Annotated in this window: 27 protein-coding genes and 1 riboswitch; of the genes, 8 read left to right on the plus strand and 19 right to left on the minus strand. The window is 63.8% G+C overall.

The genetic code is table 11. From position 1 onward, the window contains the following. Positions 1 to 115: 115 nt before the first annotated feature. From FYJ44_RS08075 to FYJ44_RS08095, 5 genes are read right to left on the minus strand one after another with little or no spacing between them, the layout of a single operon-like run. Positions 116 to 490, minus strand: coding sequence for a RidA family protein (locus FYJ44_RS08075; protein WP_154511008.1), 375 nt, complete (start codon positions 488 to 490; stop codon positions 116 to 118). A gap of 30 nt (positions 491 to 520) precedes the next feature. Further along, positions 521 to 745: a 4Fe-4S dicluster domain-containing protein gene (locus FYJ44_RS08080; RefSeq protein ID WP_154511010.1), complete on the minus strand. Its 225-nt coding sequence runs from the start codon at positions 743 to 745 to the stop codon at positions 521 to 523. Then, entirely contained in the window at positions 745 to 1,323 is a 579-nt protein-coding gene (locus FYJ44_RS08085; protein ID WP_320861193.1) for a 2-oxoacid:ferredoxin oxidoreductase subunit gamma family protein, read from the minus strand. Before FYJ44_RS08085 ends, FYJ44_RS08080 begins: the two co-directional genes overlap by 1 nt. Continuing rightward, the gene (locus FYJ44_RS08090; RefSeq protein ID WP_154511014.1) at positions 1,295 to 2,056 is read right to left on the minus strand and encodes a thiamine pyrophosphate-dependent enzyme; all 762 of its coding nucleotides are present in this window, start codon (positions 2,054 to 2,056) and stop codon (positions 1,295 to 1,297) included. Before FYJ44_RS08090 ends, FYJ44_RS08085 begins: the two co-directional genes overlap by 29 nt. Position 2,057: 1 nt before the next feature. Further along, positions 2,058 to 3,128, minus strand: a complete 1,071-nt coding sequence (locus FYJ44_RS08095) for a pyruvate ferredoxin oxidoreductase (RefSeq protein ID WP_154511016.1) — start codon at positions 3,126 to 3,128, stop codon at positions 2,058 to 2,060. A gap of 573 nt (positions 3,129 to 3,701) precedes the next feature. Here FYJ44_RS08095 and FYJ44_RS08100 point away from each other — a divergent pair. Both FYJ44_RS08100 and FYJ44_RS08105 read left to right on the plus strand, forming a co-directional pair. Continuing rightward, a complete protein-coding gene (locus FYJ44_RS08100) occupies positions 3,702 to 4,115 on the plus strand; it encodes a PA2779 family protein (RefSeq protein WP_229772608.1) in 414 nt (137 codons plus the stop codon). 25 nt (positions 4,116 to 4,140) lie between these two features. Beyond that, a complete protein-coding gene (locus FYJ44_RS08105) occupies positions 4,141 to 4,839 on the plus strand; it encodes a tetratricopeptide repeat protein (protein WP_154511018.1) in 699 nt (232 codons plus the stop codon). Between the two features lie 85 nt (positions 4,840 to 4,924). Here FYJ44_RS08105 and FYJ44_RS08110 read toward each other — a convergent pair whose 3' ends face one another. Further along, entirely contained in the window at positions 4,925 to 5,851 is a 927-nt protein-coding gene (locus tag FYJ44_RS08110) for a phosphoglycerate dehydrogenase (RefSeq protein WP_288230645.1), read from the minus strand. Positions 5,852 to 6,052: 201 nt separating this feature from the next. Here FYJ44_RS08110 and FYJ44_RS08115 point away from each other — a divergent pair, with 201 nt between their 5' ends. Continuing rightward, a complete protein-coding gene (locus FYJ44_RS08115) occupies positions 6,053 to 7,561 on the plus strand; it encodes a DUF1538 domain-containing protein (RefSeq protein WP_288230644.1) in 1,509 nt (502 codons plus the stop codon). Next, positions 7,558 to 8,268: a P-II family nitrogen regulator gene (locus tag FYJ44_RS08120; protein ID WP_154511022.1), complete on the plus strand. Its 711-nt coding sequence runs from the start codon at positions 7,558 to 7,560 to the stop codon at positions 8,266 to 8,268. Before FYJ44_RS08115 ends, FYJ44_RS08120 begins: the two co-directional genes overlap by 4 nt. A 240-nt stretch (positions 8,269 to 8,508) precedes the next feature. On the opposite strand, the gene FYJ44_RS08125 is transcribed toward FYJ44_RS08120, so the two are convergent. Next, entirely contained in the window at positions 8,509 to 8,694 is a 186-nt protein-coding gene (locus tag FYJ44_RS08125) for a hypothetical protein (RefSeq protein ID WP_154511024.1), read from the minus strand. A gap of 114 nt (positions 8,695 to 8,808) precedes the next feature. Here FYJ44_RS08125 and FYJ44_RS14455 point away from each other — a divergent pair, with 114 nt between their 5' ends. Genes FYJ44_RS14455 through FYJ44_RS14870 form a run of 3 tightly spaced genes read left to right on the plus strand, consistent with a single transcriptional unit; the run spans position 8,809 to position 10,004 of the window. Next, positions 8,809 to 8,979, plus strand: coding sequence for a hypothetical protein (locus FYJ44_RS14455; RefSeq protein ID WP_195840975.1), 171 nt, complete (start codon positions 8,809 to 8,811; stop codon positions 8,977 to 8,979). Beyond that, positions 8,963 to 9,880, plus strand: a complete 918-nt coding sequence (epsC, locus tag FYJ44_RS08130) for a serine O-acetyltransferase EpsC (RefSeq protein ID WP_154511026.1) — start codon at positions 8,963 to 8,965, stop codon at positions 9,878 to 9,880. Before FYJ44_RS14455 ends, epsC begins: the two co-directional genes overlap by 17 nt. Then, a complete protein-coding gene (locus tag FYJ44_RS14870) occupies positions 9,873 to 10,004 on the plus strand; it encodes a hypothetical protein (RefSeq protein WP_268234072.1) in 132 nt (43 codons plus the stop codon). The genes epsC and FYJ44_RS14870 overlap by 8 nt, the downstream gene beginning before the upstream one ends. Positions 10,005 to 10,066: 62 nt before the next feature. Here FYJ44_RS14870 and FYJ44_RS08135 read toward each other — a convergent pair whose 3' ends face one another. From FYJ44_RS08135 to FYJ44_RS08190, 12 genes are all read right to left on the minus strand, one after another. Further along, on the minus strand, positions 10,067 to 11,398 hold the full coding sequence (locus tag FYJ44_RS08135) for an amidohydrolase (protein ID WP_154511028.1): 1,332 nt from the start codon (positions 11,396 to 11,398) through the stop codon (positions 10,067 to 10,069). Next, entirely contained in the window at positions 11,395 to 14,436 is a 3,042-nt protein-coding gene (locus FYJ44_RS08140; RefSeq protein WP_154511030.1) for a DEAD/DEAH box helicase, read from the minus strand. Before FYJ44_RS08140 ends, FYJ44_RS08135 begins: the two co-directional genes overlap by 4 nt. A gap of 1 nt (position 14,437) precedes the next feature. Further along, positions 14,438 to 15,163 (minus strand): acyltransferase, encoded by a 726-nt coding sequence (locus FYJ44_RS08145; protein ID WP_229772609.1) that lies wholly within the window; start codon positions 15,161 to 15,163, stop codon positions 14,438 to 14,440. 756 nt (positions 15,164 to 15,919) lie between these two features. After that, positions 15,920 to 16,396 carry a glycine/sarcosine/betaine reductase complex selenoprotein A gene (grdA, locus tag FYJ44_RS08150; protein WP_154511032.1) on the minus strand — a complete coding sequence of 159 codons (477 nt, stop codon included), beginning with the start codon at positions 16,394 to 16,396 and terminating at the stop codon, positions 15,920 to 15,922. 40 nt (positions 16,397 to 16,436) lie between these two features. After that, positions 16,437 to 16,757, minus strand: coding sequence for a thioredoxin family protein (locus FYJ44_RS08155; protein WP_154511034.1), 321 nt, complete (start codon positions 16,755 to 16,757; stop codon positions 16,437 to 16,439). A gap of 52 nt (positions 16,758 to 16,809) precedes the next feature. Next, positions 16,810 to 17,982, minus strand: coding sequence for a glycine/sarcosine/betaine reductase complex component C subunit alpha (gene grdD / locus FYJ44_RS08160; protein ID WP_154511036.1), 1,173 nt, complete (start codon positions 17,980 to 17,982; stop codon positions 16,810 to 16,812). An 8-nt stretch (positions 17,983 to 17,990) separates the two neighbouring features. After that, positions 17,991 to 19,526 carry a glycine/sarcosine/betaine reductase complex component C subunit beta gene (gene grdC / locus FYJ44_RS08165; protein ID WP_154511159.1) on the minus strand — a complete coding sequence of 512 codons (1,536 nt, stop codon included), beginning with the start codon at positions 19,524 to 19,526 and terminating at the stop codon, positions 17,991 to 17,993. 45 nt (positions 19,527 to 19,571) lie between these two features. Further along, the gene (gene trxB, locus FYJ44_RS08170; RefSeq protein WP_154511038.1) at positions 19,572 to 20,489 is read right to left on the minus strand and encodes a thioredoxin-disulfide reductase; all 918 of its coding nucleotides are present in this window, start codon (positions 20,487 to 20,489) and stop codon (positions 19,572 to 19,574) included. A 62-nt stretch (positions 20,490 to 20,551) separates the two neighbouring features. Further along, the gene (gene grdB, locus FYJ44_RS08175) at positions 20,552 to 21,862 is read right to left on the minus strand and encodes a glycine reductase complex selenoprotein B (protein WP_154511040.1); all 1,311 of its coding nucleotides are present in this window, start codon (positions 21,860 to 21,862) and stop codon (positions 20,552 to 20,554) included. 10 nt (positions 21,863 to 21,872) lie between these two features. After that, entirely contained in the window at positions 21,873 to 23,159 is a 1,287-nt protein-coding gene (locus tag FYJ44_RS08180) for a glycine/sarcosine/betaine reductase component B subunit (RefSeq protein WP_287702142.1), read from the minus strand. Between the two features lie 128 nt (positions 23,160 to 23,287). Then, positions 23,288 to 23,785 (minus strand): GrdX family protein, encoded by a 498-nt coding sequence (locus FYJ44_RS14460; RefSeq protein WP_288956770.1) that lies wholly within the window; start codon positions 23,783 to 23,785, stop codon positions 23,288 to 23,290. A gap of 54 nt (positions 23,786 to 23,839) precedes the next feature. Beyond that, positions 23,840 to 23,956, minus strand: a riboswitch (glycine riboswitch). An 80-nt stretch (positions 23,957 to 24,036) separates the two neighbouring features. After that, the gene (locus FYJ44_RS08190) at positions 24,037 to 24,231 is read right to left on the minus strand and encodes a hypothetical protein (protein ID WP_154511042.1); all 195 of its coding nucleotides are present in this window, start codon (positions 24,229 to 24,231) and stop codon (positions 24,037 to 24,039) included. A gap of 392 nt (positions 24,232 to 24,623) precedes the next feature. Here FYJ44_RS08190 and FYJ44_RS14465 point away from each other — a divergent pair, with 392 nt between their 5' ends. After that, a complete protein-coding gene (locus FYJ44_RS14465; protein WP_195840976.1) occupies positions 24,624 to 25,526 on the plus strand; it encodes an AAA family ATPase in 903 nt (300 codons plus the stop codon).

Below are 25,526 nucleotides of genomic sequence, written 5' to 3' on the forward strand. Positions count from 1 at the left end.
AGCCGCCTTTGGTTTGCTTGGTGATATTGTATGTGACGCCTGTGGCGAACGGGAAAAGCGGTGACGGTCAAGTGCCGATGCAAAAAAGATTGACCGCCACCGATATCGATATGAGTCACGAGAACTCGGCAATGAATTCCATTTCAATAAGCGCATCCTGGGCCAGCCGCGTCACTTCCACTGTGGCGCGGGCCGGTTTATGATCTCCCATGAATTTCTTGTACACTTCGTTATAGCCTTTGAAGTTGTCCCAGTTGGACAGATATACCGTGGCCTTGATCACATGCCTCATCTCAAGCCCCACAGAATCCAACAGTGAAGCCAGATTATTCATGGCTTGCGTGGTCTGGACCGCAATGTCCTTGCCCACTATCACACCGGCTGCGTTGAACGGGGCCTGGCCCGAGATAAACAGCAGATTGCCGCTACGGATGGCGTCGGAGTACGGCCCAAGAGGCGCCGGAGCATTTTTGTCATTGATGTATTCCATGATTTGTCCTTTATACTGGATGGTGCGGGCTCACGCGCAGGTGTCGATGCAACCTATGGCCACGTCAGGGCAGACAATGCGGCAGATATTGCATTTGACGCAGTCCAGCGGCTTCATCTGGACTACGTAAGCGTATCCTTGGGCGTTGAGATTGTCGCCTATGACCAGCGTTTGCTTGGGACAGGCGGTCACGCACAGACCACAGGACTTACAGCGTTCCATCGCCACCATATGTTTCAGATTCTCCTTGCCCATTACTTGCCGCCCCCCTTTTTTTCCATAACCTCTACGCCCTTCTGCAGGGCCCGCATGTTGACCTCCAGCAGTTGGGTCTTGGCCTTTTTGCCCAGAGCGCTTGCCAAAGCGTCGGCCACGGACTCCTTGCCGAGCATGCCGGTGGCCCTGATCACCGCTCCCAGCATGATGATATTGGCGACGCGGATGTTGCCCATGTCCTGGGCCATTTCGGAGACGGGCAACAGAACCTGCGTCACGCCGGGCTTTTCTTTTGTGTGCTTGACCATGGAACTGTTGACGAAGATGGTGCCGCCCTCGCACACGCCGTCCAGTGTGCTCTGATAGATGCTCTCACTGAGGGCCACGGCCACGTTGGCGTCACTTTCCACAATGGGGTTGCTGATAGGCTGGTCGGAAATCACCACATAACCCGTAGAGTCGCCGCCGCGCTGTTCCACGCCGTATGTCTGCGTCATAACGACCTGCTTTTTTTCGGTAATGCAGGCCATGCAAGTGAGTTTGGCCATCAGGGCAGCCCCTTGGCCGCCGGAACCCGAGAATGCGCACTTATATTTCATTGTCATTCTCCAGTGCATTTTTGAAAATCTGAGGTTTGAAATAATCCAATGTTTCCGTCGCGGTGTATTTGTAGGCGTCGGCGACCTTCAAATGCAGGCCGGTGGGACAGGGTGAAATCACTTCCACAAAGGAGAAGCCCAGTCCCCTGATTTGGCATTCAAAAGCGTTGCGTATGCTTTTGGCGGCCTTGGTGATGCTCTTGGCGTTGACCACTGACTCTCTGGCCAGATAGGCCACGCCTTTCATGGCGCGCATCATTTCCGGCACCAGAATGGGGTAGCCGTGCAGGCTGACGTCACGCCCCTTGGGTGTGGTGGCGGTCACCTGCCCGGGGATGGAAGTGGGGGACATCTGGCCGCCGGTCATGCCGAACACCGAGTTGTTGATCATGATGGTGGTGATGGGCATACCGCGATTGGCGGCGTGCATCAGCTCGTGCAGGCCGATGGCGCTGCCGTCGCCGTCACCCTGATAGGTAAAGACGATATGGTCCGGCAGGGCCATCTTGTAGCCTATGGCCGAAGCCGGGGAGCGGCCGTGGATGGCCTCAATGGCGTCCACTTCCAGATAGTGATGGGAAAAACCGCCGCAGCCTATGCCTACCACGGCCATGGTTTTTTCTCTGATGCCCATTTCCTCGATGACTTCGGCCACGAGACGCGTGATGATGCCGTGGCCGCAGCCGGGGCAGTAGTTGAAGAGTTTTTCAAATTTCAGCGTCTTGCCGTAATAGTCCGCCAATGTTTGCATGCTATTCCCCCTCAAGCAGCTTGTTTACTTCACGGGTCATGTCCGCCAAGGTGCACATGGGGATGTCGCCCCCCGTCTTGCCCAGGAAGTGCACAGGTACCTTGCCGCTGACGGCCAGGCGCACATCGTCCAGCATCTGCCCGTGATTCATTTCCACCACCAGTATGGACTTCACCGAGGCCGGAAGGTTTTCAAAGGCCTTGTCGGGATATGGCCACAGCGAAATGGGACGGATGTAGCCCACGCGTTTGCCCTCGGCCCGGAAGTTTTCTGCCAGTTCCTTGCACATGCGGCCGTGAATGCCGAAGGCCACCACCAGCACTTCAGCGTCTTCCACTTGAGACTGCTCCCATCGTTGCTCATTTTCCTTGATTTTTGCGTACTTGGCGCGAAGGCGTTCGTTCATCTCATAGCCTTGCTCATGGGTGTAGCTGCCGGTGAGCAGAAAACGTTTGGGATGGTCGCCGGTGCCGGTGTAGGCCCAACCCGAGGTATCGAAATCGGCGGTGTAGTCGTGGGCTTCGTCAAAGGTGGTGGTTTCGGTCATCTGGCAGGTGACGCCATCCACCACAAAGAGCACGGGGTTGCGATAGGTGAAGGCCAGTTTGATGCCCAGCGGCATGAGGTCCGCAATTTCCTGCCCGCAGGAGGGGGCCAGTACGATGACGCGGTAGTCGCCGTGCGCGCCGCCGCGCGTGGCCTGAAAATAGGTGCTTTGCGCGCCCACAATGTCGCCGTCGCCGGGGCCCACGCGCATGGCGTCCAGCATGATGCAGGGAAGCTCACCGGCAGCCATGAAGCCTATGGCCTCTTGCATGAGCGTCATGCCCGGCCCGGCGGTGGAGGTGGCCCCCAGCTTGCCCGCGCAGGCGTACCCCGCCAGTGCATTGGACACGGCCAGTTCGCTTTCCATCTGCACCATGCGCCCGCCCGCGTCAGCCATATGCGCGGCGGTGTACTTCATGACGTCCGTGGCAGGAGTGATGGGATAGGCAAAGTGGCAGCGTATGCCGCATCGGACCATACTTTCGGCAAACGCTTCGGTGTTTTTTAGAAATAATGTTTCTTTCATTTGACGCCTCCCGGAGTTAGAAGAGTGGACTCGCCTGCATACCGTATTATGGTATATTATACCGTTTTTATGTTCCGGCGAACTGACAAGACAGTCATTTCCCTTGCGTCCCGACCCTGCCGTATACCACCATTTGACAGGGATAGTGAGTGCAATGATGCGAATGTAGCTTGTCATGTATACCGTATTACGGTATACTGTACCATATATGATCCAAAAATAGCTGAGGAAGAACTATCCTGTCAACGAAAAAAATATTCCCCTCTTTTGACCTGGCCCTAAAATTCAGACTGCGGAAGCGGGTTACAATGTTGTGGTCGCGGAGTTAATCCATAGTATTCGCTCTGTTTTTCTTTTCCTGGCGGCATCTCCGCGCAGCGTGATAACGCTTCTTTCAATATGAATATCATCCCAACGGAAAACCAACAGCCCGCCTGACAGCCCGTTCCACCCTTTTCCATGTACAAAATTTTGGCGTTGACGTTCCTTGGGCTTGGGTCTAGGGGGGAATCGTCGGAAAGAAGTTCTGTGTCTGCCGACGGGTTTCACCTTAACCGGATGGATGCCATGCGCATGTCCATGTGTCTTTTCAGAGTTGCGGCCTTGCTGCTTATCCCGCTCTTGGCGATGAGTCCGCGCGCCGTGGCCGGTTTCATTCCCACCCTGCACAATCTTTCGGATGAGGGCGCGCGCCGGCTGGAGGCGGCGCGGCAGGACCTGGAAGGGCGGATCGTGCGTCAGTATCTCATGGCGCGCGGCCAGAAGGAAGAAGCGGCGGCCGGAACCGTGGCCGGTATGAGCGACAAGCAACGCCGCAGGACCATTGATGTGGACATCCCCAGATACATCAAGGGGAATTCCGGCGACGCCCTGCTGATCCTGCTGGGGATCCTGCTTGTGGGCGGCGTCGTGCTCGGGGCCGCGCTGGGCGGCGGTTCTTCCCAGTGCGATGACGACGATTATCACAGAAATTACTGCTGCCCCTGAGACGGCGAGGAAAGGAGGATCTGCCATGCGCATATCGCTCAACAGTCTGGGCCGTCTTGCGGGTGGGGCGTTGCTGCTCTGTTGCGCGGCCTGCGGGCCGCATTATCTGTCTGATCCGCTGACGCCCGAGGAGCATCTGACTCTGGGCAAGGCCTATGAGGCACGCGGCGAAAACGAACGCGCCCAGGGTCAGTACACGGCGGCGGCCGCCACGGTGCCGGAAGGAGATTTCTATCTGGGCAATCTGGCCGCCGCCGGAGGACAGGACGCCGCCGCTTTGGAGTATTACCGCAAAGCGCAGCCGGACATGCCTGACGACCCGCATTTGAACAACAACCTGGCCTGGGTGCTCTGCCGCTTGGGCGAGAAGAACAACGACAAAAAACAGTTGCAGGAGGCCGCTGTCCTGGCCCGCAAGGCTCTGGCCGCCGCGCCGCCTGAACTGAAGCCTCTTTGCGAGGATACCCTGCGCCATGCGCAACGGGTTCTGCGCGGCGAAGCTCCCACGGAGAATTCCTTGCCTCCGCCGCGACGGCGGCGGGCGCGGCAGGATGACAACCTGCCCGGCGCAACGGCTCCGGTCGCCGTCGGTCCGGGCACGCCGTCCGGAGGCGCGGCTGCGGCCCGTCCCGCGCCAATGACGCCGTCCGCGCCGCATCAGCCCGCACTCACCCGGCCCGGCGCCGTCCGACTTAGTCGTGGGCAGGAGCGGAGCCCATCATAAATAAGGGCTTGTTCCCGCAGAACAGAAACAAAAGCGGGGACCGGATTGCCGGTCCCCGCTTCGCGCGTTCAGAACAGCGCCGCGCTCAGCGCAGGCCCAGATCGCGCAGCAGATTGGCCACGGCCATATGCCCCATCTGCTCGGTGGCCCCGGCCGTGGACGAGGAGCAGTGCGAGCCCATGACCAGATTGTCCAGCGTATACCAGGCCGGGTCCGCCGGGGGTTCCTGCTCAAAGACGTCCAGGCCCGCGCCGTAGATGCGTCCTTCCTGCAGGGCGGCCAGCAGCGCGGCCTCGTCAATGAGCCCGCCGCGCGCCGTGTTGATGAGTATGGCGGTTTTTTTCATGACGGACAGGCGCTCGGCGTTGATCAGGTTGCGGGTTTCCTCCGTGAGCACCGTATGCAGGCTGATGAAATCGGCTTCGCGGCAGATGCGGTCCACATCGGCCCGTTCGATGCCGTTTTCGCGGGCGTAGGCTTCGTCCCAGACCACGTCGTGGGCCAGAATTTTCATGTCGAAGCCGCGCGCCCGGCGGGCCACGCATTTGCCGATGGCCCCCAGGCCCACAATGCCCAGCGTTCTGCCGTAGAGGTCGATGCCGGTGATCTTGCTCCAGTCCTTATCGCGGCAGCGCCGGTCGATGAGCGCCGCCTTGCGGGCCACGGCCAGCATCAGGGTCAGGGCGTAGTCCGCCACGGCATTGCTGTTGGCCCCCACGGTGCGCGAGACGGCGATGCCGCGCGCCTTGCAGGCCTCCAGGTCAATATTGTCCAGGCCCACGCCGTACTTGGCGATGGCGCGCAGCTTCGGCGCGGCGGCCAGCACGGCGGCGTTCATGGGGTCCACGCCCAGAATGACGCCCTCACAGGGGGCCAGTTTTTCCTTGACGGCCGCCTCGGAGAGGATGCCGCCGCTGTCGTTGCGGATGATTTCCAGCCCGGCGTCGCGCAGGATGTCAAAAAGCTCGGGATTGTTTTTGCCGAAGGAACGGGGTGTAACAAGAATCTTCACTGAATGCGCTCCTCTCGAGTGTGTTGCGCCTGAAATTGCGCGTTGCGCCAACGCTATCCCAAGAAGCGGATTTGTCAATGCGGCGGTTTTGCGCGCTTGCCCTGGCGCGTCTGCCCGTCCGTCTTGACTTTGCGGTGTTCATTCCATATTATTTTTATAATAGATTAGTATTTTTTACGTTTTTATGGCTCGGGAGTCCGTGTGGTTCTACTGGAAAAAATCAAGGAGTCGGCCATTTCCGTCATTCCGGTGATGCTGGTGGTCTGTCTGCTGCATCTCACGGCAGCTCCTCTGGGCGATGCTCTGGCGGAATTTCTGGTGGGCGGCGTTCTGCTGATTCTCGGGTTGAGCGTTTTTTTGCTGGGCGCGGACATCGGCGTAGTGCCCGTGGGCCAGAAGGCCGGTTCGGCCCTGACCTCCCGCCGCAATCTGCCCCTGCTTCTGGGCGCGGGCTTTGTGATCGGTTTTTTCATTACCGTGGCCGAGCCGGACGTGCATGTGCTGGCCCAGCAGGTTTCCGCCGTGGACCCGGGCATATCCCGCTCCATGCTGGTAGGCATGATCGCCGTGGGCGTGGGCCTGTTCGTGGCCATCGCCATGGGCCGGATCATTTTTCAGATTCCGCTCAGGCTGTTGCTTCTGCTTTTCTATCTGCTGATCTTCGGCTGCGCGGTCCTGACCAGCCCGGCTTTTCTGGGCGTGGCCTTTGATGCCGGGGGCGCCACCACCGGCCCCATGACCGTCCCCTTCATCATGGCGCTGGGCGTGGGCGTCGCCGCCGTGCGCGGCGGCAACGGCAAGGACGACAGTTTCGGGCTCATCGGGCTGGCATCCATCGGCCCGGTGCTCTCGGTGCTGATTCTGGGCATGCTGCACAAGGGCCGCACCGGAGCGGTAGCCGAGGTTGTTGAAGCGCACGCTTCCACCCTGCTGGGACATTTCTGGGCTCTTGTGCCCGAGGTGGCCGGAGAGGTCGGCATGGCTCTGGGGCCGCTGGTGGCCCTGTTCGTGATCTTCAGAATTTTTCTGCTGCGGCTCACACGATATCAGACCATCCGCACGGGCGTCGGCCTGGTCTATACCTTTCTGGGGCTGGTCTGCTTCTTCGTGGGGGTCAAGGGCGGCTTCATCCCGGCCGGACGTGAGCTGGGGGCCATTCTCGCCCAGCATGACTTCCGTTATTTTCTGATCCTGGTGGGCGTGGCCCTGGGCGCGCTGGCCGTCTGCGCCGAACCCGCCGTCTGGGTGCTCAACGCCCAGGTGGAGGAGGTTTCCGGCGGGCATATCAAGCGCGGGGTCATGCTGGTGTCCCTGTGCATCGGCGTGGCGGCCGCCGTGGGGATGTCCATGCTGCGGGTGGTGACAGGGCTGAGCATCTGGTGGTTCCTGATTCCCGGCTATATTCTGGCTCTGGCACTGACGCTGTTCTGTCCGCGCATGTTCACGGCCATTGCCTTCGATTCCGGCGGCGTGGCTTCCGGTCCCATGGCCTCCACCTTTATTCTGGCATTCACGCTGGGGGCTTCCCGCAGTCTGGGCGGCAACCCCATCACCGACGCGTTCGGCGTCATCGCCATGATCGCCATGACGCCCCTGATTACCATCCAGATTCTGGGCATTCTTTTCGATCGCCGGGAAAAGGCGGCCGTCCGGCGCCGGGGCGCTTTGCGTAAACCGGCCAGCAGTGCCGCCGGGGAAGAGCGTTCATGAGCGTACTGGCCACAATCTACGCGCCCGGCAAGCTCTTGGTGAGCATTGTGGGCAGAAACCAGGGTGATCTTGTGGTGGAAACCGTCAAACGGGCGGGCGCGCGCGGCGGCACGGTGCTGCTTGGGCGCGGCACGGCGGAAAACCGCATCCTGAGGCTGCTCTGCCTGGGCGACACGGAAAAGGATCTGGTGCTCACCCTGGCCCCGGCCGGGGAGATGCCCGCCATCATCAAGGCCCTGCGTGATAAGGGCGGCCCGGCCAGAAAGGCGCCGGGCATCGGCTTCGTCATCGACGTGTCCGGCATATTGCGGCACATTCTGCCCGGGTCCGGCGGCCCGGCCCCCCAACCTTCCATTACGGCAACAGGTGAAAACATGAGCGCACAGGCAAGCCACCAACTGATCTGCGTCATCGTCAACGCGGGCTACGCCGACGACGTGATGAACGCGGCGCGCGCGGCGGGGGCTACGGGCGGCACGATCATCAACGCGCGCGGCACGGGCCGGGAAGAGGACGTGAAATTTTTCGGCATCACCATTGTGCCGGAAAAGGAATTTCTGATGGTTCTGGCGGAAAAGGCGTCGGCTCCGGACATTCTTGAGGCTATCCGCCGGACGCCCAGTCTGAACGAGCCCGGCATCGGCATCGCCTTTTGTATGGATGTGGAGAGCTTCTTTCCTTTGGGGCGCGCCGCCGGTCAAAGTTGAGCGCGCCGGGAGATGCCGTTGCCCTGATAAAATGCGACCCGGCGCGGAAAAGCGCCGGGCCGTTCGGAATGATGATGAATTTCACGTTGCGGCCTTTGCGCCGCCGTCGGCCTGTTTTCTGAAAAAACCGCCGGGGACCGGCGCAAGGCGCAAGACTCAACCGCCGCGCCCCGCGTCCGATTTCGGGCCGCGCTGGTTTTGTCGACACTCCGTGCGGCCGTTCAGGCCGGATTGCCGCGATCAGGCCTCCACATTCAGTTTGGAGCCGATGCCCTCGGCGGCCAGGCCGTCAATGCGGGCCATTTTCTGCTGCATTTCCTGCCCCTTGTCGATGCTGCCGTTGATCAGGTTCGAGGCCATATTGGCCTGGAAGTTCAGGGCTTCCTTGGTGACGGCCACGCTCATGCCCATCTGCACGTCTTCCATACATATGCTCCTTGCGCCGCTTGCACGGCGTCGCTGATTGTAGTCAACAACGTCTATCGGCCGGAACCTGGAAAACTTCAGGGTATTCTGACATTGAAAATGCCGGAATGCTCCATGCGGGCGTCGCACGGCAAACAGGTTTCAGCGTCAAGCGGCATCTTCAAGGGCAAGCAGCTTTGGGTTTCCTATGGTTCGCGCCCCGTCGGCAAAAGCCGTTGCGGACGGGCCGCAGGCCGTGTACAAGAGGAAAAACAACAGGATATCGCCCATGAGCAAGAGTTATGACGACAAGGCCGTGACCATGCCGGAACTGGATACGGTGGTGGAGCGCCTCTGCCATCCTTCCTCCCTGGACATTGTCTGGCACCGCCCGGCCCAGGGCGCGGCCATGCCTTCGCTGGACGCGTTGCGGGAAATCATGGAACGCCTGCGCGCAGCCATTTTTCCGGGCTATTTCGGCTCCACCAGGGTCCGGCGCGAATCCATGCGCTATCACCTTTCGGCCAATCTGGATTCCATTTACCATTTGCTGAGCGAGCAGATCATGCGCGGCTTCTGTTTTTCCTGCGAGGGCCGGAAAACCTCCGATCCCTGCGCGGCTTGTGAAAACGGAGGCGCGGCCGAGGCTTTGGGCTTCATGGAGCGCCTGCCCGAAATCCGCCGCCTGCTGGCGGGCGACGCCCAGGCCGCCTATGAGGGGGATCCGGCGGCCACCAGCCCCGGCGAAACCATTTTCTGCTATCCCTCCATGCACGCCATGCTGCACCACCGCATCGCCCATGTGCTCTACAGGCTCAAAGTGCCGGTGATTCCCCGCATTATTTCCGAAATGGCCCACTCTCGCACGGGCATTGATATCCACCCCGGCGCGACCATCGGTGAAGATTTTTTCATCGACCACGGCACGGGCGTGGTCATCGGCGAAACCTGCGTTCTGGGACGCGGCTGCCGTCTGTACCAGGGCGTGACGCTGGGGGCGCTGTCTTTTCCCAAAAATCCCGACGGCACGCTGACCAAGGGCATTCCCCGGCATCCGGTGCTGGAGGACAATGTCACGGTCTATGCCGGGGCCACCATTCTGGGACGGGTGACCATCGGTTCCGGCGCGGTCATCGGCGGCAATGTCTGGATTACCGACGACGTGCCCGCCGGAGCCCGGATTTCACAGGAGAAGCCGCATGCGTAACTGGGCGCGCCACCTGATCCCGCTGCTTTGCCTGACGGCGCTGCTGCTGGCCGCCTGCGGCCAGAACGCGCAGGTGCGGGCCAAGGGGCAGACCATTGTGGGAGTCGGGGTGGGCAGCCGTTAGCCACGAAGGCGCAAGCGCAGTTTATTCGCGCCGGTAAGCGCGGAAGTGGGCGTCTTCAACCGTTAAGAATGTATATTCTTAACGTTCATCTGCTCCAGACACAGCTTCCGGCAGACCGTCGCCAGCCAACGCGCGCCGGGCCAGAGCACGGCCTCGTCAAAGTCGAAACGCGGGCTGTGGTGCCCGCCGGCCAGATTCGCGCCCAGCAGGGCGTAGGCGGCCTGTCCGCCGGACAGGCGCACGGCCTCCATCAGGGTGGCCGCGTCTTCGCTGGCCTTCATGAGGCCTTCGGCGCGCACCTTGTCCGGCGCGAAGGGCTGCCGTCCGTCCGGGTCAGGCGGCAGCTCCAGAGCGGTACGGGCCAGCAGCCGGGCCAGTTCCGGGTCGCTGGCCGCGCAGCCCGCGCGGCCCTGAATGCTGATATCCAATTCCAGTTCCCGTTCCCACGCGATGCGGGCCAGCAGGGCGCGCGCCCGAGCCAGCAGGGCGTTGTCCGCCTCGCGGTCGGCGCAGCGCGTTTCGCAGCTCATGCGGGCCTGGTCCGGCACGATGTTGCGGGCCGTGCCGCCGGAGAGCAGACCCACATTGACGCGTCCCGCGCCGTCACGGCTCAGATCGTGCAGGGCCAGGAGGCCTTCGGCGGCTCCGCGCAGGGCGTCGCGTCCGGCCTCGGGCGCAAGTCCGGCGTGAGCCGCGCGGCCCGTGAAGCGCACGTCGAATTTCGTGGTGGCCAGAAAGCCCGAGAGCCCGGCGACCAGCGCGCCGCTTTCCGGCGCGCCGAGGCCCAGATGCACGGCCAGAAACCAGCGCGCGCCCAGCACCTGCTGGATCAAAGACGCCGCGCCGCGCACGCCTTCCTCGGCCGGTTGGAAGAGCAGCCGCACATTGCCTTTGATGTCCGCCGCCTCCCGTCGCAGCAGGGCGGCCAGGCCCAAGCCCAGAGCCGTGTGCCCGTCGTGGCCGCAGGCGTGGCAGAGCCCGGCATGGCGCGAGGCAAAGCCCTCCCGCGCCGGAAAATGTTCCGCGTCGTCGGCTTCCGGCATTTCCAGGGCGTCCAGATCGAAGCGCACTACCAGATCCGGCTCCCGGCCGGGGCGCAGGTCCGCCACAAGGCCGGTGGCCTGGCCCATGCGTTCAAGCCAGCGGGCGTCCGCGCCCTCGGCCGCGGCCCGTTGGCGCGCCTGTTCCAGCACGGCGGGGGCGGGCAGGCCCATGCGCCGGTCCGGATCGAGAATTTCGCGGCCCACGCGTGGGGCGTAGCCCAGCGAGTGGAGCACGTCCGCCGCGAAGGCCGTGCTCCAGAATTCCGTCCAGCCCGCTTCGGGCCGCCGGTGCAGTTCGCGCCGCCAGCCGATCATGGCCGTGGCCAGCTCCGCGTCCGTATATATGCTCATGGCCGTTTCCGGAAGTCCACGGGCACACGCACGCGTTGCCCGGCCTTGTTGCTGAACAGCAGATAGCCTTCGCGCAGTCCGAAGAGATAGAGACGGTGGGTCAGGTCCACATCCTTGCGGCAATAGGCCGCGATCTCTTCGTAACGGCCTTCCTTCCACCATTGCAGAGCCTGCAGGCCGTCGGCGCTCTTGGGTTCGCCCAGGCTGGCCTGGCCCAGATTATTGAGCGAAATCCGGTAGTTGAGGCGTTCCTGCACGCGCTGGAGCAGGTCCAGGCCGGGCAGGCCGCGCAGTTCATAGGGCGCGAAGGGCGCGAGCACCGCGTAGTCGAAACGCAGGCTGTTGAAGCCCACCACCAGGTCTGCGGCGCGCAGGCGCTCGAACAGGGCGGGCAGCTCGTCCTGGCTGTAGGAAAAATAGTCGTCGGCCAGACTGTCGTAAAGCACGGCCACGCTCACGCCCATCTGCCCGGCCTTGTGCCAGCCGCCCACCTCGGCGGCGGAGCGCCGGGTTTCCACGTCAAAGACCACATAATGCCGGGGCGGCGGCGTCGGGACATGGGCCGTGAGCCCGTCGGGCGCGGCGGTGGGATTTTTGTCCATGTATTCCTCCCGGCCCGGCTGCGGCGGACATCCGTCCGCCGGGACGTCCTTCTGATCCTCCCCGCGCATTTCCTGAACCTCCAGCCGTTCCGGGGCCGGGCTGACGCGCAGTTCCCGGAAAAGCGTTTCGCCTTCATTGCCCGGCGCGAGCAACTCATCCAGCAGGGCCAGAGCGCCCTGTTTGCTGATGGGCCGGTTGCCCGAACCGCACTTGGGCGAGTGTACGCAGGAGGGGCAGCCGTCCTCACAGGGGCAGGCCCCCACGGCGCGGCGGGTGGCTTCCAGCAGATCCCGCGCATTGGCAAAGGCCTGGCGGGTGAGGCCCGCGCCGCCGGGCAGGCCGTCGTAGACAAAAACGCAGGGCAGGCCCACCTGGGGATGCAAGGGAATGGAAATGCCGCCGAAGTCATTGCGGTCAGCCATGACCTGAAGGGGCAGCAGGCCGATGACGGCGTGCTCCAGGGCATGAATGGAACCCATGAAATGCAGGAAGCGCTCTTCCAGCCCGGCGCGGATGCCGTCCGGAATCACGTACCAGAGGCCTTCGGTTTCAAAAACCTGGGGCGGCGCGTCCAGCGGGACGATGGTCAGCAGACGGTTGCCGGACGTGGAACGCTTTTCGTAGCCGGTGATCCGCTCGGTGATCCGCAGCCTGCCCCGGCAGACCAGCGCCCGACCCAGGGCGCGGCGTTCCGTCTCTTCCAGAATGTCCGTGCTTTTCTGGCCGCGCGTGCGCGTGAACCAGGAAACTCTGGCCTCCTTGGCCAGAATCCTGGCCCGGCCGGGGTCCACTTCCTCAATGACGTAGGTGCGGCCCCGGTGCAGATAGACCGCGCCGGGATGGGTTTCGCGCCAGGCCCGGAAGCCGTCCACCGAGCCGATGACCGCGCCGTCCTGATCCTCGATGCTGTAACTCTGGCCCGTGCCGCGCAGGTCCACCAGGCGTTGGGGCCGTTTGCGCGCGGCCAGCCATTGCGCGCCGTCGGCGGATTGCAGCAGCAGGCTTTTGGCGCACAGTTCGCGCACGGCCCGGCGCGCGCCCGTTGATTGCAGCCAGGGTTCGTCCGTTGCCAGAGGCAGTTCGGCGGCCGCGCATTCCAGATGGCGGGCCAGGATGACCTCGTTGTCCGGGTTGACCACGGCCTTTTCCGGCGCGCGGCTGAAAAAATCCTCGGGATTGCGGGCGAAATACTGGTCCAGGGCGTCCTCCCCGGCCACCACGATGACCGCCGACTCCTGCCGGGCCCGGCCCACCCGGCCGCCGCGCTGGAGGGTGGCCATGACCGTGCCGGGATAGCCCACCAGAATGCAGACGTCCAGGCCGCCGATGTCGATGCCCAGTTCCAGGGCGCTGGTGCTGACCACGGCCAGCAGCTCGCCCGAGGCCATACGGGCTTCGACGGCCCGGCGCTCTTCAGGCAGAAAACCCGCGCGGTAGGCGGAAATACGCTCTTTGTACGGGCCGGACTGGCTGCCCGCCCAGAGGCTGACCAGCTCGGTCATCCGGCGCGAGCGGCAGTAGACGATGGTGCGCAGATTGCGGGCCAGGGCCGCCTTGAGCAGGTCAATGGCCGCCGTGGCCGGACTCTGCTCGGGATTGAGAAAGACGAAATGGCGCGGCCCGCGCGGTGCGCCGGACTGGTCGATGACCACCGGCGCGACCGCCGCGCCGGCGCCCGCTCCGTCTCCCGCGCCGATAAGCCCGGCCGCCAGCTCGCCGGGATTGCCCACCGTGGCCGTGCAGAGCACATAGGTGGGCCGCGCGCCGTAGCGTCCGGCCAAGCGGTGCAGCCGCCGGAAAACCTGGGCCATGTGCGCGCCGAATACACCCCGATAAGTGTGGGCCTCGTCCACCACCACAAAACTCAGGCCCGCCAGAAAGGCGGCCCACTGTTCGTGATGCGGCAAAATGCCCAGATGCAGCATTTCCGGATTGCTGACCAGCACCGTGGGCGGATCGCGCCGGATCTTGCGCCGGAAGTGGTCGCTGGTGTCGCCGTCGTAGAGCGCGGCCGTGGGCCGGGCCGCTTCGGGCCAGGCGGCGGTCAGGGCGGAGAAGGCCGCCAGCTGGTCCTGGGCCAGGGCCTTGAGCGGAAAAAGGTACAACGCCCGTGCGTCGGGATCGTGCAGATGGCGTTCCAGCACGGGCAGATTGTAGATCAGGCTCTTACCGCTGGCCGTGGGCGTAGCCACCACCACGGCATGCCCGGCGCGGATGTGGTCCGTAGCCAGGGCCTGATGGCTGTACAGGCGAACGCCGCGTTCTTCCAGCAGCTTGCCCACGGCGCGCGGCCAGGGCAGGCGATTGGGCGCGAAAACGGGTTCCGCGCCGGGCAGCAGGCGGTGGTGGGTGACCTGATTGCCTAGTCTGGCGGAAGCCAGCAGCGCGGCAATGTATTCGCCCACGCCCGTGGAAGAGCCTGCTTCAGAGTTCATATCATGCTCCGGAAGTCCGGCCGGAAGCTTGCCCGGACGCTGGTGGGGCCGCGCAAATTTTTCCGTCCTCCGGCCCCAGACGGCGCAACACGCGCGCGGGCGCGCCCGCGGCCAGACAGAAGGGCGGCACGTCGCGCGTGACCACGCTGCCCGCGCCGATCATGGCCCCCTCGCCGATGCTCACGCCCTTGAGAATCAGGCAGTTCATGCCGATCCAGGCATAATCCCCGATGCTTACCGGCGCGTCCCGCTCCATGCCTGGTTCCGTGGCGCGGGCCTCGGGCGGCCAGTGGGCGTGGAAATCAGAATCCACAATCACGCAGTTGGGGGCCAGCAGAACCTGGCGGCCGATGCTGACGCGTTGCGAGCGCGCGGTGATGGACGTGCCGCTCAGTTGCGCGCCCGTGCCGATCTCAATGGCCGCGCCGGGCCCGAAGACGCGCAGGCGCACGGGCGCGGCCAGGCTGGCGGCCGTGGCCCGCCGCCAGGAGGAAATCAGACTCGCCCCCGCGCCGATGCGGATGCTGCCGCCCGGCCAGCGCAGCAGGCCCACGGGCCCGTGGGCGCGCGCGCCCGGCCCCACGGCCACGCCCAGCAGGAAGGCCTTGCAGCGCAGGCGCAACGTGCCGAAGCACACGCCCCAGAGGCGCATGCTTTCCAGGCAGAGATAGCTGATGATGTTGCCTGGGGTCAGGCCCCGTTGCAGAGCTTTACGCAGAATGTTCATAGGATTGAAACTAGCCCGGATCGGTGCGGGGGTAAAGCGGGAGAGGGGGCCACCCTCCCGCACAAAGTTTTCATCAGACTGGCGAAGAGCCGCCTATCGTTGTTGTTCCGGCATGGGCAAGGCTTGTCGCCCGGGTAGGGATTTACTTTGCCCTGCGAGTTGATGGGTTTTGTCGTTCGGGCGATGTCTTTTTTGCCCTTCAGGCGCGGGATTTTTCGCTCCGCTCCAGTTTGGGCCGCCTCCGGCGAGGGCAGGGGGCGGGTTATGGGCTGCGCCCCTCCTCCGCCCCCTTGCAACCCCCCGGAGCACCCTGCCGGGCTTTCCAACGCTCACAACCACGAGGGCTGCGCGGCTTTTGCTGCGGGAGCTTTCTTCGTCTGCTTTCGCAGACTCAGGTGATCTCCCTCCGCGCCGCGCAATGCCATCCACTGGCTGTCGTTGAGAATGGGAAATATCTAGCCGCCGACAGTTGATAGATACGCGGGCAAGCTCCGCTTTACGCCGCGTCCAAGCGTTAGGCTGTAAAGCGCGGGGCAGGGGCCTGGGGGGCTGCTTAAGCCCCCCAGGCCCCTGCCCCGCGCCGGGAGGCGGCCCAAACGGCGGGACGCCGTAACCGTCTGTGCCCGAAAGGCAAAACATCACACAAGCCAGTGACAAGCCTTGCCCGCGCCGGGCGTCAACCGTTTCCCAAGGCCAATGAAAACCCCGTGGAACGCGCGACGCCCCACGGGGTTGAGTTCAGGCCGTTTACGCGTCCTACAGCGTATGCTTGCTGTTGGCGTCGCGCATCTTTTTCACCGAAGCGGCCAGCGCCTCGGTGTTCAGCACCATTTCCATCATGCTGATCTGTTCTTCCCAGGCCGCGGGATCGGCTTCGCTCTTCATCTCTTCTTCAAACACGTGGTACACGCAGAGTCCCAACGGGACTCCCGCCAGAGGACCGGCAAAGGTGGGGTCGCCCAGCGTGACGGTTTCGGCATAGATTTCCGCCCCTTCAGGGTCGGAAGAGCCGAGCACCACCACCAGGTTGTCCGCCCCGACCTTCTCAGCGGCGTCCTTGACGCGCTGCTGATTTTCCAGGTCCATGGCGCCCGCGGCGGTTCAGACGAAACATTCCGTGGCCGAGAACAGCACCTCGGCCCCGGAGTTGGCGAAGACCGCCGCCATGGCCGGACCGGGAACGCCGTCCCGTTCGCCCAGCAGCAGCAGCTTCTTGCCGGTTAACTTACCCATTTCGCACTCCTTGTGTTGTTCGACGCGTTATCTCCACAGCCTACTGCAACAAATTCTGCGCCCCGGCCTTGATGGCCTCCAGGGTCACTTCGTCGCTGCTCATCCGCTGCACGTTCTCCCCGCCCTTGTAGAACAGGATGGTGGGCACGGCCATAACCTTGAGGGAGATGACCAGACGGCGGTTTTCAGCCACGTTCAGTTTGCAGAACTTGATTTTGCCTTCATACTCTTCAGCCAGTTTTTCCACCGACGGCATCAGCGCCAAGCAGGGACCGCACTGCGGACCCCAGAGGTCCACGATGACGGGCAGATCGCTCTTGAGCACTTCGGCTTCGAAATTTTCCTTGTCCACGATAATCATGATGCACCTCGCTGCTTGCCTGTTTTGTATTGCATGAAGGGAAAAACGTTGTTTACAGATAACCCGCCGACTGGAGCAGCCCCTTGGCCTTTTCCAGGCTGGACGACGCCAGCTTGACCACCGGACCGGTGCAGCCCATGGCTCCTTCGGCATAGATGCCTTCCTTCCAGAGCACATGCACGGCGTTTTCCAGATCCAGCACGTCAATGCCGTGGATTTCCTCATCCGTGGGCACCACGGGCGGCATGGCCGGCGTGTCGCCCGCTCCGGCCTCGGCCTTGGGCAGCAGGCCTTCCAGTTCCGCGTCCAGACCGGCGGCGCGGGCCGCCCTGAGTTCCGCCGCCACCTTGGCGGGCAGGCCGCCGCGCAGGGCCTGGGCCGTGTAGCTCAGGGCGTTGGCGATGACTGGCGCGCCCGAGGCCCGCGAGATGATGGACACCACCTTGTTCCAGCCCTCGCCCGTCGAGGGGCCGTAGCCCCAGCCCGCGGCCTCGTAGCCGCCGCCCGTGCCGAAGGCCGCGAAGACCTTGGCCAGCACGTTGCCGGTGAGAGTGTCGCAGACGCAGACGTCCACCGCGCCCGCCAGGATATCGTTGCCGCGCAGCAGCGCGCCGCCGTCCTTGCGCACGCTTTGGCCGAAGCGCAGGGCATAGCCCTTTTCGGCCATGCGGCTGAGGGCGCGCATGACCTGAGGCGCGGCGTCCAGATTCAGCACGCCCAGGGTCGGTTCGGCAATGCCCATGGCCTTGGCCACGGCCAGGCCGTAGACCGCGTTGCGCAGCATGGCGCAGGCCCGCTGCGGCGCGCTGATGCCCGTGGACGAAGCCAGGATCATGGGCTTGCCCCTGGCCGGGGTGAAGACCCGGCCCATGGTGGTCACGCCCACCGGGAAGGGATAGTGCAGGGCCACCGCGCCTTCCAGGTCGCCGGAATCCAGCGCTTTTTCCATGGCCGCCGCGATGTCGGCCTCGCAGTCCGGCGTTTCAATCCAGTCCATGCCCTCGGGCAGGGCGGCCTCGGGCCGTGGCCCCAGGCCCACCACCTGAAGGCGGCTGTCCCGGCGCATGGCCGTGGCCGCGCCCAGCAGAAACTCTTCCACCGGCAGTTCGCTGCCCGCAGCCATCAGGCCCACGCGGTTACGCGGACCGCCGCTGCGGGCCGTGGCCACCAGTTCCGCCAGGGCCGCGCCGATAAGGGCGCGTTTATTTTCGTTGACTTCCGCCATGGCAGACCTCAGTTTTTCTGAAGGTTGGCGGCTAGATCGGCAAGCGCGTCCAGCAGCAGTTCCCGCACTTCGTCCTTGGTCACGCCCGCGCCGCTTCCGCCCGTTCCGGCGGGCGCTTCAATGAGGAAGGACGCGCCGTCGGCTAGGTTGGTCAGGCGGCCCAGAAAGAGGCTGCCCTTGCCGATGATCATGGCGCGCTTGATGTTTCCGGCCTTGATGGAGTCACGGGCATGGCCCATGTAGGGCACGCCCGAGGGAATGTGCCCTTGGGTGTGCACGAAGCCGGGGAGGCCGTGCTCGGCCACGAATTGCGGAATTTCCTCGCGCTTGAGCTGGCCCTTCATGACCGAGAGAGCCGCGATCATCTTGAAGTTGGCCTCGGGCACGTTGCCCGCCCCGGCGGGCAGGGTGATTTCCGCATTGTGCAGTTCCGGCGCGTATTTGTCCACATCCGTGAGCTTGAGGCCCAGGCGGGTCAGCGGCTCGTAGGTCAGGGCCGAGGTGATGGCCTGCGGGGCCGCTCCGGCGGCCACGCTGTGTTTGCCGACGGAGTCCAGGCGGATCACCGGTTCAGTGCCGTCGTCGGGCACGAGCAGCACGGCGAAGCTGCCGATGCAGTTTTCCAGAGCCTTGAGGCCCTTTTTGACGTGGTCGCGCGAGTTCATGTACAGCTTGGGCAGCGAACCGCCGCCCAGCACGGCCACATTCTGGCGCACGCCCGAGGCCACCATGCCCGCCGCCGTGATGACCGCCGCCGCCGGGCCCGCGCAGAAGCCGCGCACGTCAAAGCCGCTGGCGTTGCCGCAGCCCGCGATTTCGGCCACGGCCTTGGCCATGTTGCCGCCGCCGCGCTGCATGGTGTCGCCCACGGCCTCTTCGGAGCATTCCACCACAAAGTCGATGTCCCCCGGCGTCAGGCCGCTGTTTTTGATCAGATGGAGCAGGGCCAGCACGCCGCTGGCCTTGCAGGCCAGATTTTCCAGCATGACGTGGGCCGAAAGGTTTTCGTCCGTGTCATGGGCCCGGCGGCAGCAGCCCACCACCGCGCCGTCCAGATACAGGGGCAGGGCCCCGTGCTTTTCCACGGCTTCGGCGATTTCGGCGGCCTCGTGCCCGGCTTCCAGGCGGGCCATCTGGCTTTCGCCCATGACCGGATCCTGAGCCAGCTTTTCCTTGATGCGCGCGGCGAAATCCTTGTCCAGCCAGATCAGGTCAAAGACGTCGCAGATGTCCATGAAGCCGATGAACTCGTCTTCGGGCATGATTTCGCCGTATTTGCCGTAGCGCTCGGGCGCGCCGAGGTGTTCCAGCCAGGGCGCGGGCGCGGCGGTCAGTTCCTCCACGCTCATGGCCCCGATATAGGTCTTGTTGGGGGCGTAGCCCGCCGCTTCCTCATAGCTCTGGGCCTGGCCGGGCAGGGCCTTCAGATAGTCGGAATCGGGTTTGGCGTGCCGCTCCTGGGAGGGCGTGCCGCCGTAATGCAGCGCCAGTTCCGGCGCGAAGTTCAAACAGTAAGCCGTGCTTTTGATGCCCACAGTGGCCATAAGCATGCTCCTCGTATGCGAAAATTGTGCATGCGGCGTTGCCGCCTATTTGTTTTCCATGATGTAGGCATAGGCCGACATGGCGGCCCTGGCCCCGTCCCCGGCGGCCGTGACCACCTGGCGCAGGGCCGTGTCGCGCACGTCGCCCGCTGCGAAAATGCCCGGCGTGGAGGTTTTCATGTTCTCGTCCGTGACGATCCAGCCGTTCTCGGTGGTTTTCACCGCGTCGCCGATAAAGGTGGCGTTGGGCAGGGTGCCGATGAAGATGAACACGCCGTTGACGGCCACCACGTCTTTCTCGCCGGTTTTGACGTTCTTGAGCACCATGCGTTCCACCAGACCGTCGCCTTCAATAGCTTCCAGCACGCTGTCCCAGATGGGCACGATCTTGGGGTTCTTCAGGGCGCGCTCGGCCACCAGCTTGTCGGCGCGGAACTGGTCCCGGCGGTGCACGATGTAAACTTTCTCCGCGAACTGGGTCAGGTAGCAGGCCTCTTCCACGGCGGTGTTGCCGCCGCCGATGACCGCCACTTCCAGCTCTTCAAAAAAGGCCGCGTCGCAGACCGCGCAGTAGGACACGCCCTTGCCCGTGAATTCCTTTTCGCCGGGGCAGCCCTGCTTGCGGAAATTGGCCCCGGTGGCAATGATCAGCGCCTTGGCTTCAATCTCGCCCTGATCCGTGACCAGCACGGTTTTGCCGCCCGCCGGGCGCAGTTCCGTCACCGTGGCGGTGCGGAATTCGGCCTTGAAATGCTCGGCATGCGCCCGGAAGCTGTCGGCCAGGCCCGCGCCCGAGGCGTTGATGGTGCCGGGCCAGTTTTCGATTTCGCTGGTGATCAGGATCTGGCCGCCGGGCTTGCCTTTTTCCAGCACGAGCACGTCCAGGCCCGCGCGTTTGCCGTAGATGGCGGCGGTAAGCCCGGCCGGACCCGCGCCGATGATGACCAGTTCACGCTGTTCCATGATATATGCTCCCGTGGAACCCGGCGGGCGCTGTCAGGCCCGCCGGGTTGCCGTCGCTGTTGCTACTTGTTGAAGACCGTCTGCTCGTCCACGGGGGTGGAGAGCGCCTTGAGAGCGCGTTCCACCAGTTCGCGGCGCAGGGCCTTTTCCGCTTCCGGCGAAAGTTCGGGATTGCCCAGCGGATGGGGAATGGACACCGTGGGCACAATGCGGTTGGCCCCGATGCTCAAAGAGATAGGCACGATGGTGCACATGTGAACCACCGGCACGTCGGCGGTATCCTCAATGGCCTTGGCGAGCGTTGCACCGCAACGCGTGCAGGTTCCTCAGGTGGAGGTGAGGATCACCGCCTGCACCTGGGCGTCCTTGAGGCGCTTGCCGATCTCGATGCCGAAGCTCTTGGCCTTGGCCACGGCCGTGCCGTTGCCTACGGTGCTGTAAAAGATCGGGTGCAGGGAGCCGATGGCCCCTTCCTTTTCCAGATCGCGCAGCACGTCCACGGGCAGCACGCGGTCCGGGTCCTGATTGGCGTAGGTCTGGTCGTAGCCGCCGTGAGCGGTCTGGTACTTGCCCTGGAGCAGATCCGTGACGCCCGTGATGTCGTATTCGCCGAAGTTCTGCGCGCTGGAGGCCGCGATATGGTCCGGGTTGCCGAAGGGCACGATGCCGCCGGAGGTGACCAGGGCGATCTTGGCCGTGCGCATGTCGGCCACGGGCGGACGCGGAGTCACGCGGTCAAAGACCGGCATGGCGTATTCCGTGACAAAAGGTTCGCCCTTGAGCTTTTTGATCAGCATGGACACGGCGCGCTCCGCGCCGGGCTGTTCGTAGAACATATTCTGGCGGATGCCTTTTTCAAGCAGGCCTTCCTCGGCCGGAGCGCCCAGGGCTTCGCCCTTGAGCTGCTTGAGCAGCACCCTGGCCATGGCCGGCACGGCCTTGGCCATGCCGCGCGCGGAGTCGGAAGCCTCCACAATGGGAATTTCCTTGCGGAAAAGGTCCACGCCGGGATTTTCGCGGTACAGGGCCGTGACCACCGGAATGTCCAGAGCCTTTTTGACCGCCGCGCAGACCGAGGCGCAGGCCGTGCCGTAGCGCCCGGCGTTGAAGGCCGGGCCCGCGACCAGGGCGTCGGCCTTGTGCTTGCGCACGGCTTCCACCACCTGGGCGGAGACGGCGTCCATATTGTTGGCGAAGTAGTTGTCGCCGCAGATGAAGGTGGCCACGATCTCGGCCTCGTTGCCCAGAGCGGCCTTGAAGGCCATGCCGGGGCCCACCACGCCCTCGCGCACTTCGGGGGCCACGTCCGCCTTGTCCTCGCCGCCGATGCCGGCGAAGAACTGATTGATATAGTGAATGACGCGATATGCCATGATGTTCTCCTTACAGTGTGCGGCCGCCGATGCGGTTAAAGCCCAGTTCGCTGGTGGCGCCCATGATGGCCTGCAGTTCCACTTCCATGCTGCCGTCCTCGCGCAGGGAGCCGAAGAAACCGCCCGCGATGACGTCGGCCGTGGCCGGTTCGCCGATGACCTTTTGCATGGGCGGCAGCACGATGACTTCATTGGCGTTGCCCGCGGTGACGCAGGCGTCGCCTTCGGGGCAGGAGTCGGCCAGGGACTGGCTGGAACCGTCGCGCCCGGCGTATTCGTCGGTGATCAGGGCGGTCTTGATGCCCGCGCGCTCGGCCTTCCAGCAGTTCATGATCAGGTCCGCGTCCGGGTTGCCGAAGCCTTCCTCGGAGATCACCAGACCGTCCACGCCCAGCATTTGCGCCAGTTTCACCGCGTAGGAGGAGCTGCGCTTCTTGTCCGCCAGGGTGACGTTTTCATTGGTGATGATCACGCCCACGAAATTGATGTCCTTGCCGTGATGGGCGTAAAGGCTCTTGATGACCGGATTGTTCACGTGCGTGTAGGTGCTGTTCTTGTCGCAGGCCGAGACGCAGTTGCCGGAGATGATGGCCCCGTCCATGACTTCCGTGGGGCTGATCATGGTGGGCAGGATCTTTTTGGCGTCCACGCCGTACACCCAGGTGTCGTGCAGCAGGCCCTGGGACTGGAGCATGTACAGATAGGCCACCTTGGGCAGGCCGGGGAAGGCGCTCATGGCTTCGGCCAGGGGCGGGAAGGCGTAGCTTTCCACCGTGTCCGCCTTGTCCGTTTTGCAGCAGGAGGCCAGGTAATGGGCGGCCTTGAACCCGGCCCGGCGGTAGACCGCTTCCAGTTCGTGCAGTTCCACGCCCTCCACGGGTTCGAAAACCAGGACCACGTTGCAGGTCTTGGAAAAGGGCGTGTATTCCGCGCCGGGGCCGCTCATGTCCACAATGCCTTCCTGCGGGGCCACCAGACGGCCCGTGGTCAGCACCGCCGCGCCTTCCAGCACCAGGGTCTTGCCCTGGCCCACGGTTTCCACGTCGCCGATCCAGCCGGGAAAGACCTCTCCCGGCCCTTCCAGCTTGCAGCGCGGCTCCACGGCGTCCTTGCAGGGCAGGATGCGCACGCTGTCGCCGGGGTGGACCAGTTCCGCCTCCACCTTCTTGAGGGCCGGATCTTCCAGCAGCAGGGCGACCAGTTCCTCCTTGTTGACGGTGAGCACATGATCCCGCGCGCCGGTGCGCGGGCCCCATTCCAGCTTGCGGATGGCGATCTTATGCAGTTCGAGATTCACAACAGACTCCTTGGGTCAGACGTCTTCGGGCATGTCGCCCGGAAAATCCTGGGGACATCGCAACGGGAAGCGCCCGCGGCTGACAGCCTCCCGTGGTTCCGAGCCGACCGGCCCGGTGGGGAAGGGAGTCAGTGCAGGCTTTCCAGCGTGGCTTTCAGCAGTTCGCGGTCCAGCAGCGCGCAGTCGCGGCGCATGGCCTCGGGCAGGTCGCCGGGCAGGCTTTGCCGGATTTTGGAAGCGGGACTCTGGTAGAGTTGCAGGGCTTCTTCCAGAAAATGCAGGGATTCAATGTCCACGGGGGCAAAGCCGCCTGAGCGGCTTTGCGGAGCCGAAGACGGGAACGCGGTCCCGTCTTCTCCCACGCCAGTGCTTGCCGCCTGCCCGGCGCCGACGGCCGTGGCGTCGCCCATGGGCGGCAACAACAGAAGGGAACGGTAGGGTTGCTGATGCGGACGGAAATTGCCGTACAGCGGGTGATTGGCAAGCCGCCAGCCCTGATGCACGCGGTCCCGCGCCGCGGTCAGCGCGTCGCGCGCGCCGCCGTCCAGCACAAGAACTTCCACACCCGCCGGAACGTGGGAAGAAAACGTGGGATTGTTGGTAATGAGAATCGCGCGACCGGCCACAGCAAAACTCCTGGGTTTGCGTTGGCTCTGTCGCGCGCATGCGGTTCAGAGATGCGTCCGGTTGCAATCCTGATGCCTGAGAGTTTCAGCCCTTGCGGCCTTGCCCCTTCGGCGACTCCGTGGCGGACCCGGCCTGCCGGTCCCGCGCGAATGCTCTCTTGCAACTTTCGCTCGCACTTCCCCAGTCCCATATTGAGAAAAAAATGTCAAGCTGTCGGAGCATAAAAAAAGATAAAATATATCAGAGTGTTTTACTGAGTTGAATAATCAAACTGTAAAAAACGGCTGTCGGCGCGCTTCCGGCCGGGATATGCCCCGCCGCCGGGGAAAGCCGGAACGCTTTTGCCGTAACTGATACGAACCGGCGCTTGCGAATTATCGTCATTTTTTCTAAACTGATCAGAGAGGTGCTGTTTGTGAGGAAGCTGGCGGGTAAGTATCGTCATGGAGCAAGCCGGGAGGGCTGTCGCGCCTCAGCCCCGCGCGTGACCGCACGATTCTTGCACACACACACACACACACACACACACACACACACACACACACACACAGCTCCACCGCCCGTTAACCGCGCCCGCGCCCAAGCGCCGCGCGGCTTTCAGCGTTTCCCGTCCTTCACAAAAACACAGCCTTGTCCTTTTCCTGGGGCAGGGCTTTTTTTGCGCTCCGTGCCGTCAAAGAAGCAGTTTTTCCGTCTTTCGGGACGGTTGTCCGTACCTTTCCGCCCTGAGCTCCGCCGCCGTTGTGCGGCGTTTATGCCCGCAGGGTGCAAAATGCGCGAAGCGGGGTCGCCCAGCGAGCGGGGGAGCTTTGCCCGGCGCATGGAGTGTGACGCCCTGTGAATAACGACAGTTGTATGGCCGAATGCCCGCAAAGCCCCATTCTGCCGCGCGAGCGCGTCACCTCCGCCCTGGCGGAAGCTGTCGCCGCATATCCGCTCACGGCGCTCACCGCGCCCATGGGTTACGGCAAAACCACGGCGGCGCGGCAACTGGCGGACGCTCTCCTGTCCGGCGAAAAAAAAGATGCGGCGGTCGCGCGGGCCTATTTCGTCACCCTCCCGCCGGAACCCTACAGCGCCCCCTACCTGTGGAACTTCATCTGGGGCCGCCTCGCGGCTCAGGGCCTGGAATTCGCCGAATCCGTCAAGGCTTACGGCTTTCCCGGCGATGCGGAGCGGCGGCAGCATGTCTTTGCCCGGTGCCGCGCGCTGGCGGAGCGGGTGCTGCTGGTCCTTGACGATTATCATTGGGTGGCCGACCCGGCCATGGACGCCTACCTGACCGCGCTGACGCGCGAGGGCATAGCGGGCCTGCACATACTGCTTCTTTCCCGATCCCGGCCGAATCTGCCCCTGGAGGAATTGCGCCTGAAATCTCTGGCCGAGAGCTTTGATCAGAGCCTTTTGGCTTTTTCCGAAGCCGAGACGGCGGCGCTCTTCACCCGATACGGGAACAAGGATGCGGAAACCGCCCGCCGGGCCTGGCTGTTCAGCGAGGGCTGGCCCGCCGCGCTCTGGCTCTGCCTGCGGAATCCGGAAAGCCGGGAAGACTTTTCAGGCGCGCCCCTCGCGCGCATGGAGGCCATGCTCGAGGAATCGATTTTTTCCGCCTATGATCCGGAAGACCGGCGTTTGCTGCTGCAACTTTCCCTTCTTGACCACTACACGGCGCGCGAGGCCGACGACATCGGCGGGCCGGGCTCGCGCGAGCGCCTGCAACAACTCCTTCATCCGTTTTGA

The sequence above is a fragment of the Desulfovibrio porci genome (genome assembly GCF_009696265.1).
GTDB lineage: Bacteria > Desulfobacterota > Desulfovibrionia > Desulfovibrionales > Desulfovibrionaceae > Desulfovibrio > Desulfovibrio porci.

What these genes read in the sequence shown, in the direction of transcription:
- FYJ44_RS08075 (WP_154511008.1), bottom strand. Translation starts at nt 490, where the DNA reads ATGGAATACATCAATGACAAAAATGCTCCGGCGCCTCTTGGGCCGTAC.
- FYJ44_RS08080 (WP_154511010.1), bottom strand. Translation starts at nt 745, where the DNA reads ATGGGCAAGGAGAATCTGAAACATATGGTGGCGATGGAACGCTGTAAG.
- FYJ44_RS08085 (WP_320861193.1), bottom strand. Translation starts at nt 1,323, where the DNA reads ATGCACTGGAGAATGACAATGAAATATAAGTGCGCATTCTCGGGTTCC.
- FYJ44_RS08090 (WP_154511014.1), bottom strand. Translation starts at nt 2,056, where the DNA reads ATGCAAACATTGGCGGACTATTACGGCAAGACGCTGAAATTTGAAAAA.
- FYJ44_RS08095 (WP_154511016.1), bottom strand. Translation starts at nt 3,128, where the DNA reads ATGAAAGAAACATTATTTCTAAAAAACACCGAAGCGTTTGCCGAAAGT.
- FYJ44_RS08100 (WP_229772608.1), top strand. Translation starts at nt 3,702, where the DNA reads ATGTCCATGTGTCTTTTCAGAGTTGCGGCCTTGCTGCTTATCCCGCTC.
- FYJ44_RS08105 (WP_154511018.1), top strand. Translation starts at nt 4,141, where the DNA reads ATGCGCATATCGCTCAACAGTCTGGGCCGTCTTGCGGGTGGGGCGTTG.
- FYJ44_RS08120 (WP_154511022.1), top strand. Translation starts at nt 7,558, where the DNA reads ATGAGCGTACTGGCCACAATCTACGCGCCCGGCAAGCTCTTGGTGAGC.
- FYJ44_RS08125 (WP_154511024.1), bottom strand. Translation starts at nt 8,694, where the DNA reads ATGGAAGACGTGCAGATGGGCATGAGCGTGGCCGTCACCAAGGAAGCC.
- FYJ44_RS14455 (WP_195840975.1), top strand. Translation starts at nt 8,809, where the DNA reads ATGCGGGCGTCGCACGGCAAACAGGTTTCAGCGTCAAGCGGCATCTTC.
- epsC (WP_154511026.1), top strand. Translation starts at nt 8,963, where the DNA reads ATGAGCAAGAGTTATGACGACAAGGCCGTGACCATGCCGGAACTGGAT.
- FYJ44_RS14870 (WP_268234072.1), top strand. Translation starts at nt 9,873, where the DNA reads ATGCGTAACTGGGCGCGCCACCTGATCCCGCTGCTTTGCCTGACGGCG.
- FYJ44_RS08135 (WP_154511028.1), bottom strand. Translation starts at nt 11,398, where the DNA reads ATGAGCATATATACGGACGCGGAGCTGGCCACGGCCATGATCGGCTGG.
- FYJ44_RS08140 (WP_154511030.1), bottom strand. Translation starts at nt 14,436, where the DNA reads ATGAACTCTGAAGCAGGCTCTTCCACGGGCGTGGGCGAATACATTGCC.
- FYJ44_RS08145 (WP_229772609.1), bottom strand. Translation starts at nt 15,163, where the DNA reads ATGAACATTCTGCGTAAAGCTCTGCAACGGGGCCTGACCCCAGGCAAC.
- FYJ44_RS08155 (WP_154511034.1), bottom strand. Translation starts at nt 16,757, where the DNA reads ATGATTATCGTGGACAAGGAAAATTTCGAAGCCGAAGTGCTCAAGAGC.
- grdD (WP_154511036.1), bottom strand. Translation starts at nt 17,982, where the DNA reads ATGGCGGAAGTCAACGAAAATAAACGCGCCCTTATCGGCGCGGCCCTG.
- grdC (WP_154511159.1), bottom strand. Translation starts at nt 19,526, where the DNA reads ATGGCCACTGTGGGCATCAAAAGCACGGCTTACTGTTTGAACTTCGCG.
- trxB (WP_154511038.1), bottom strand. Translation starts at nt 20,489, where the DNA reads ATGGAACAGCGTGAACTGGTCATCATCGGCGCGGGTCCGGCCGGGCTT.
- FYJ44_RS08190 (WP_154511042.1), bottom strand. Translation starts at nt 24,231, where the DNA reads ATGACGATACTTACCCGCCAGCTTCCTCACAAACAGCACCTCTCTGAT.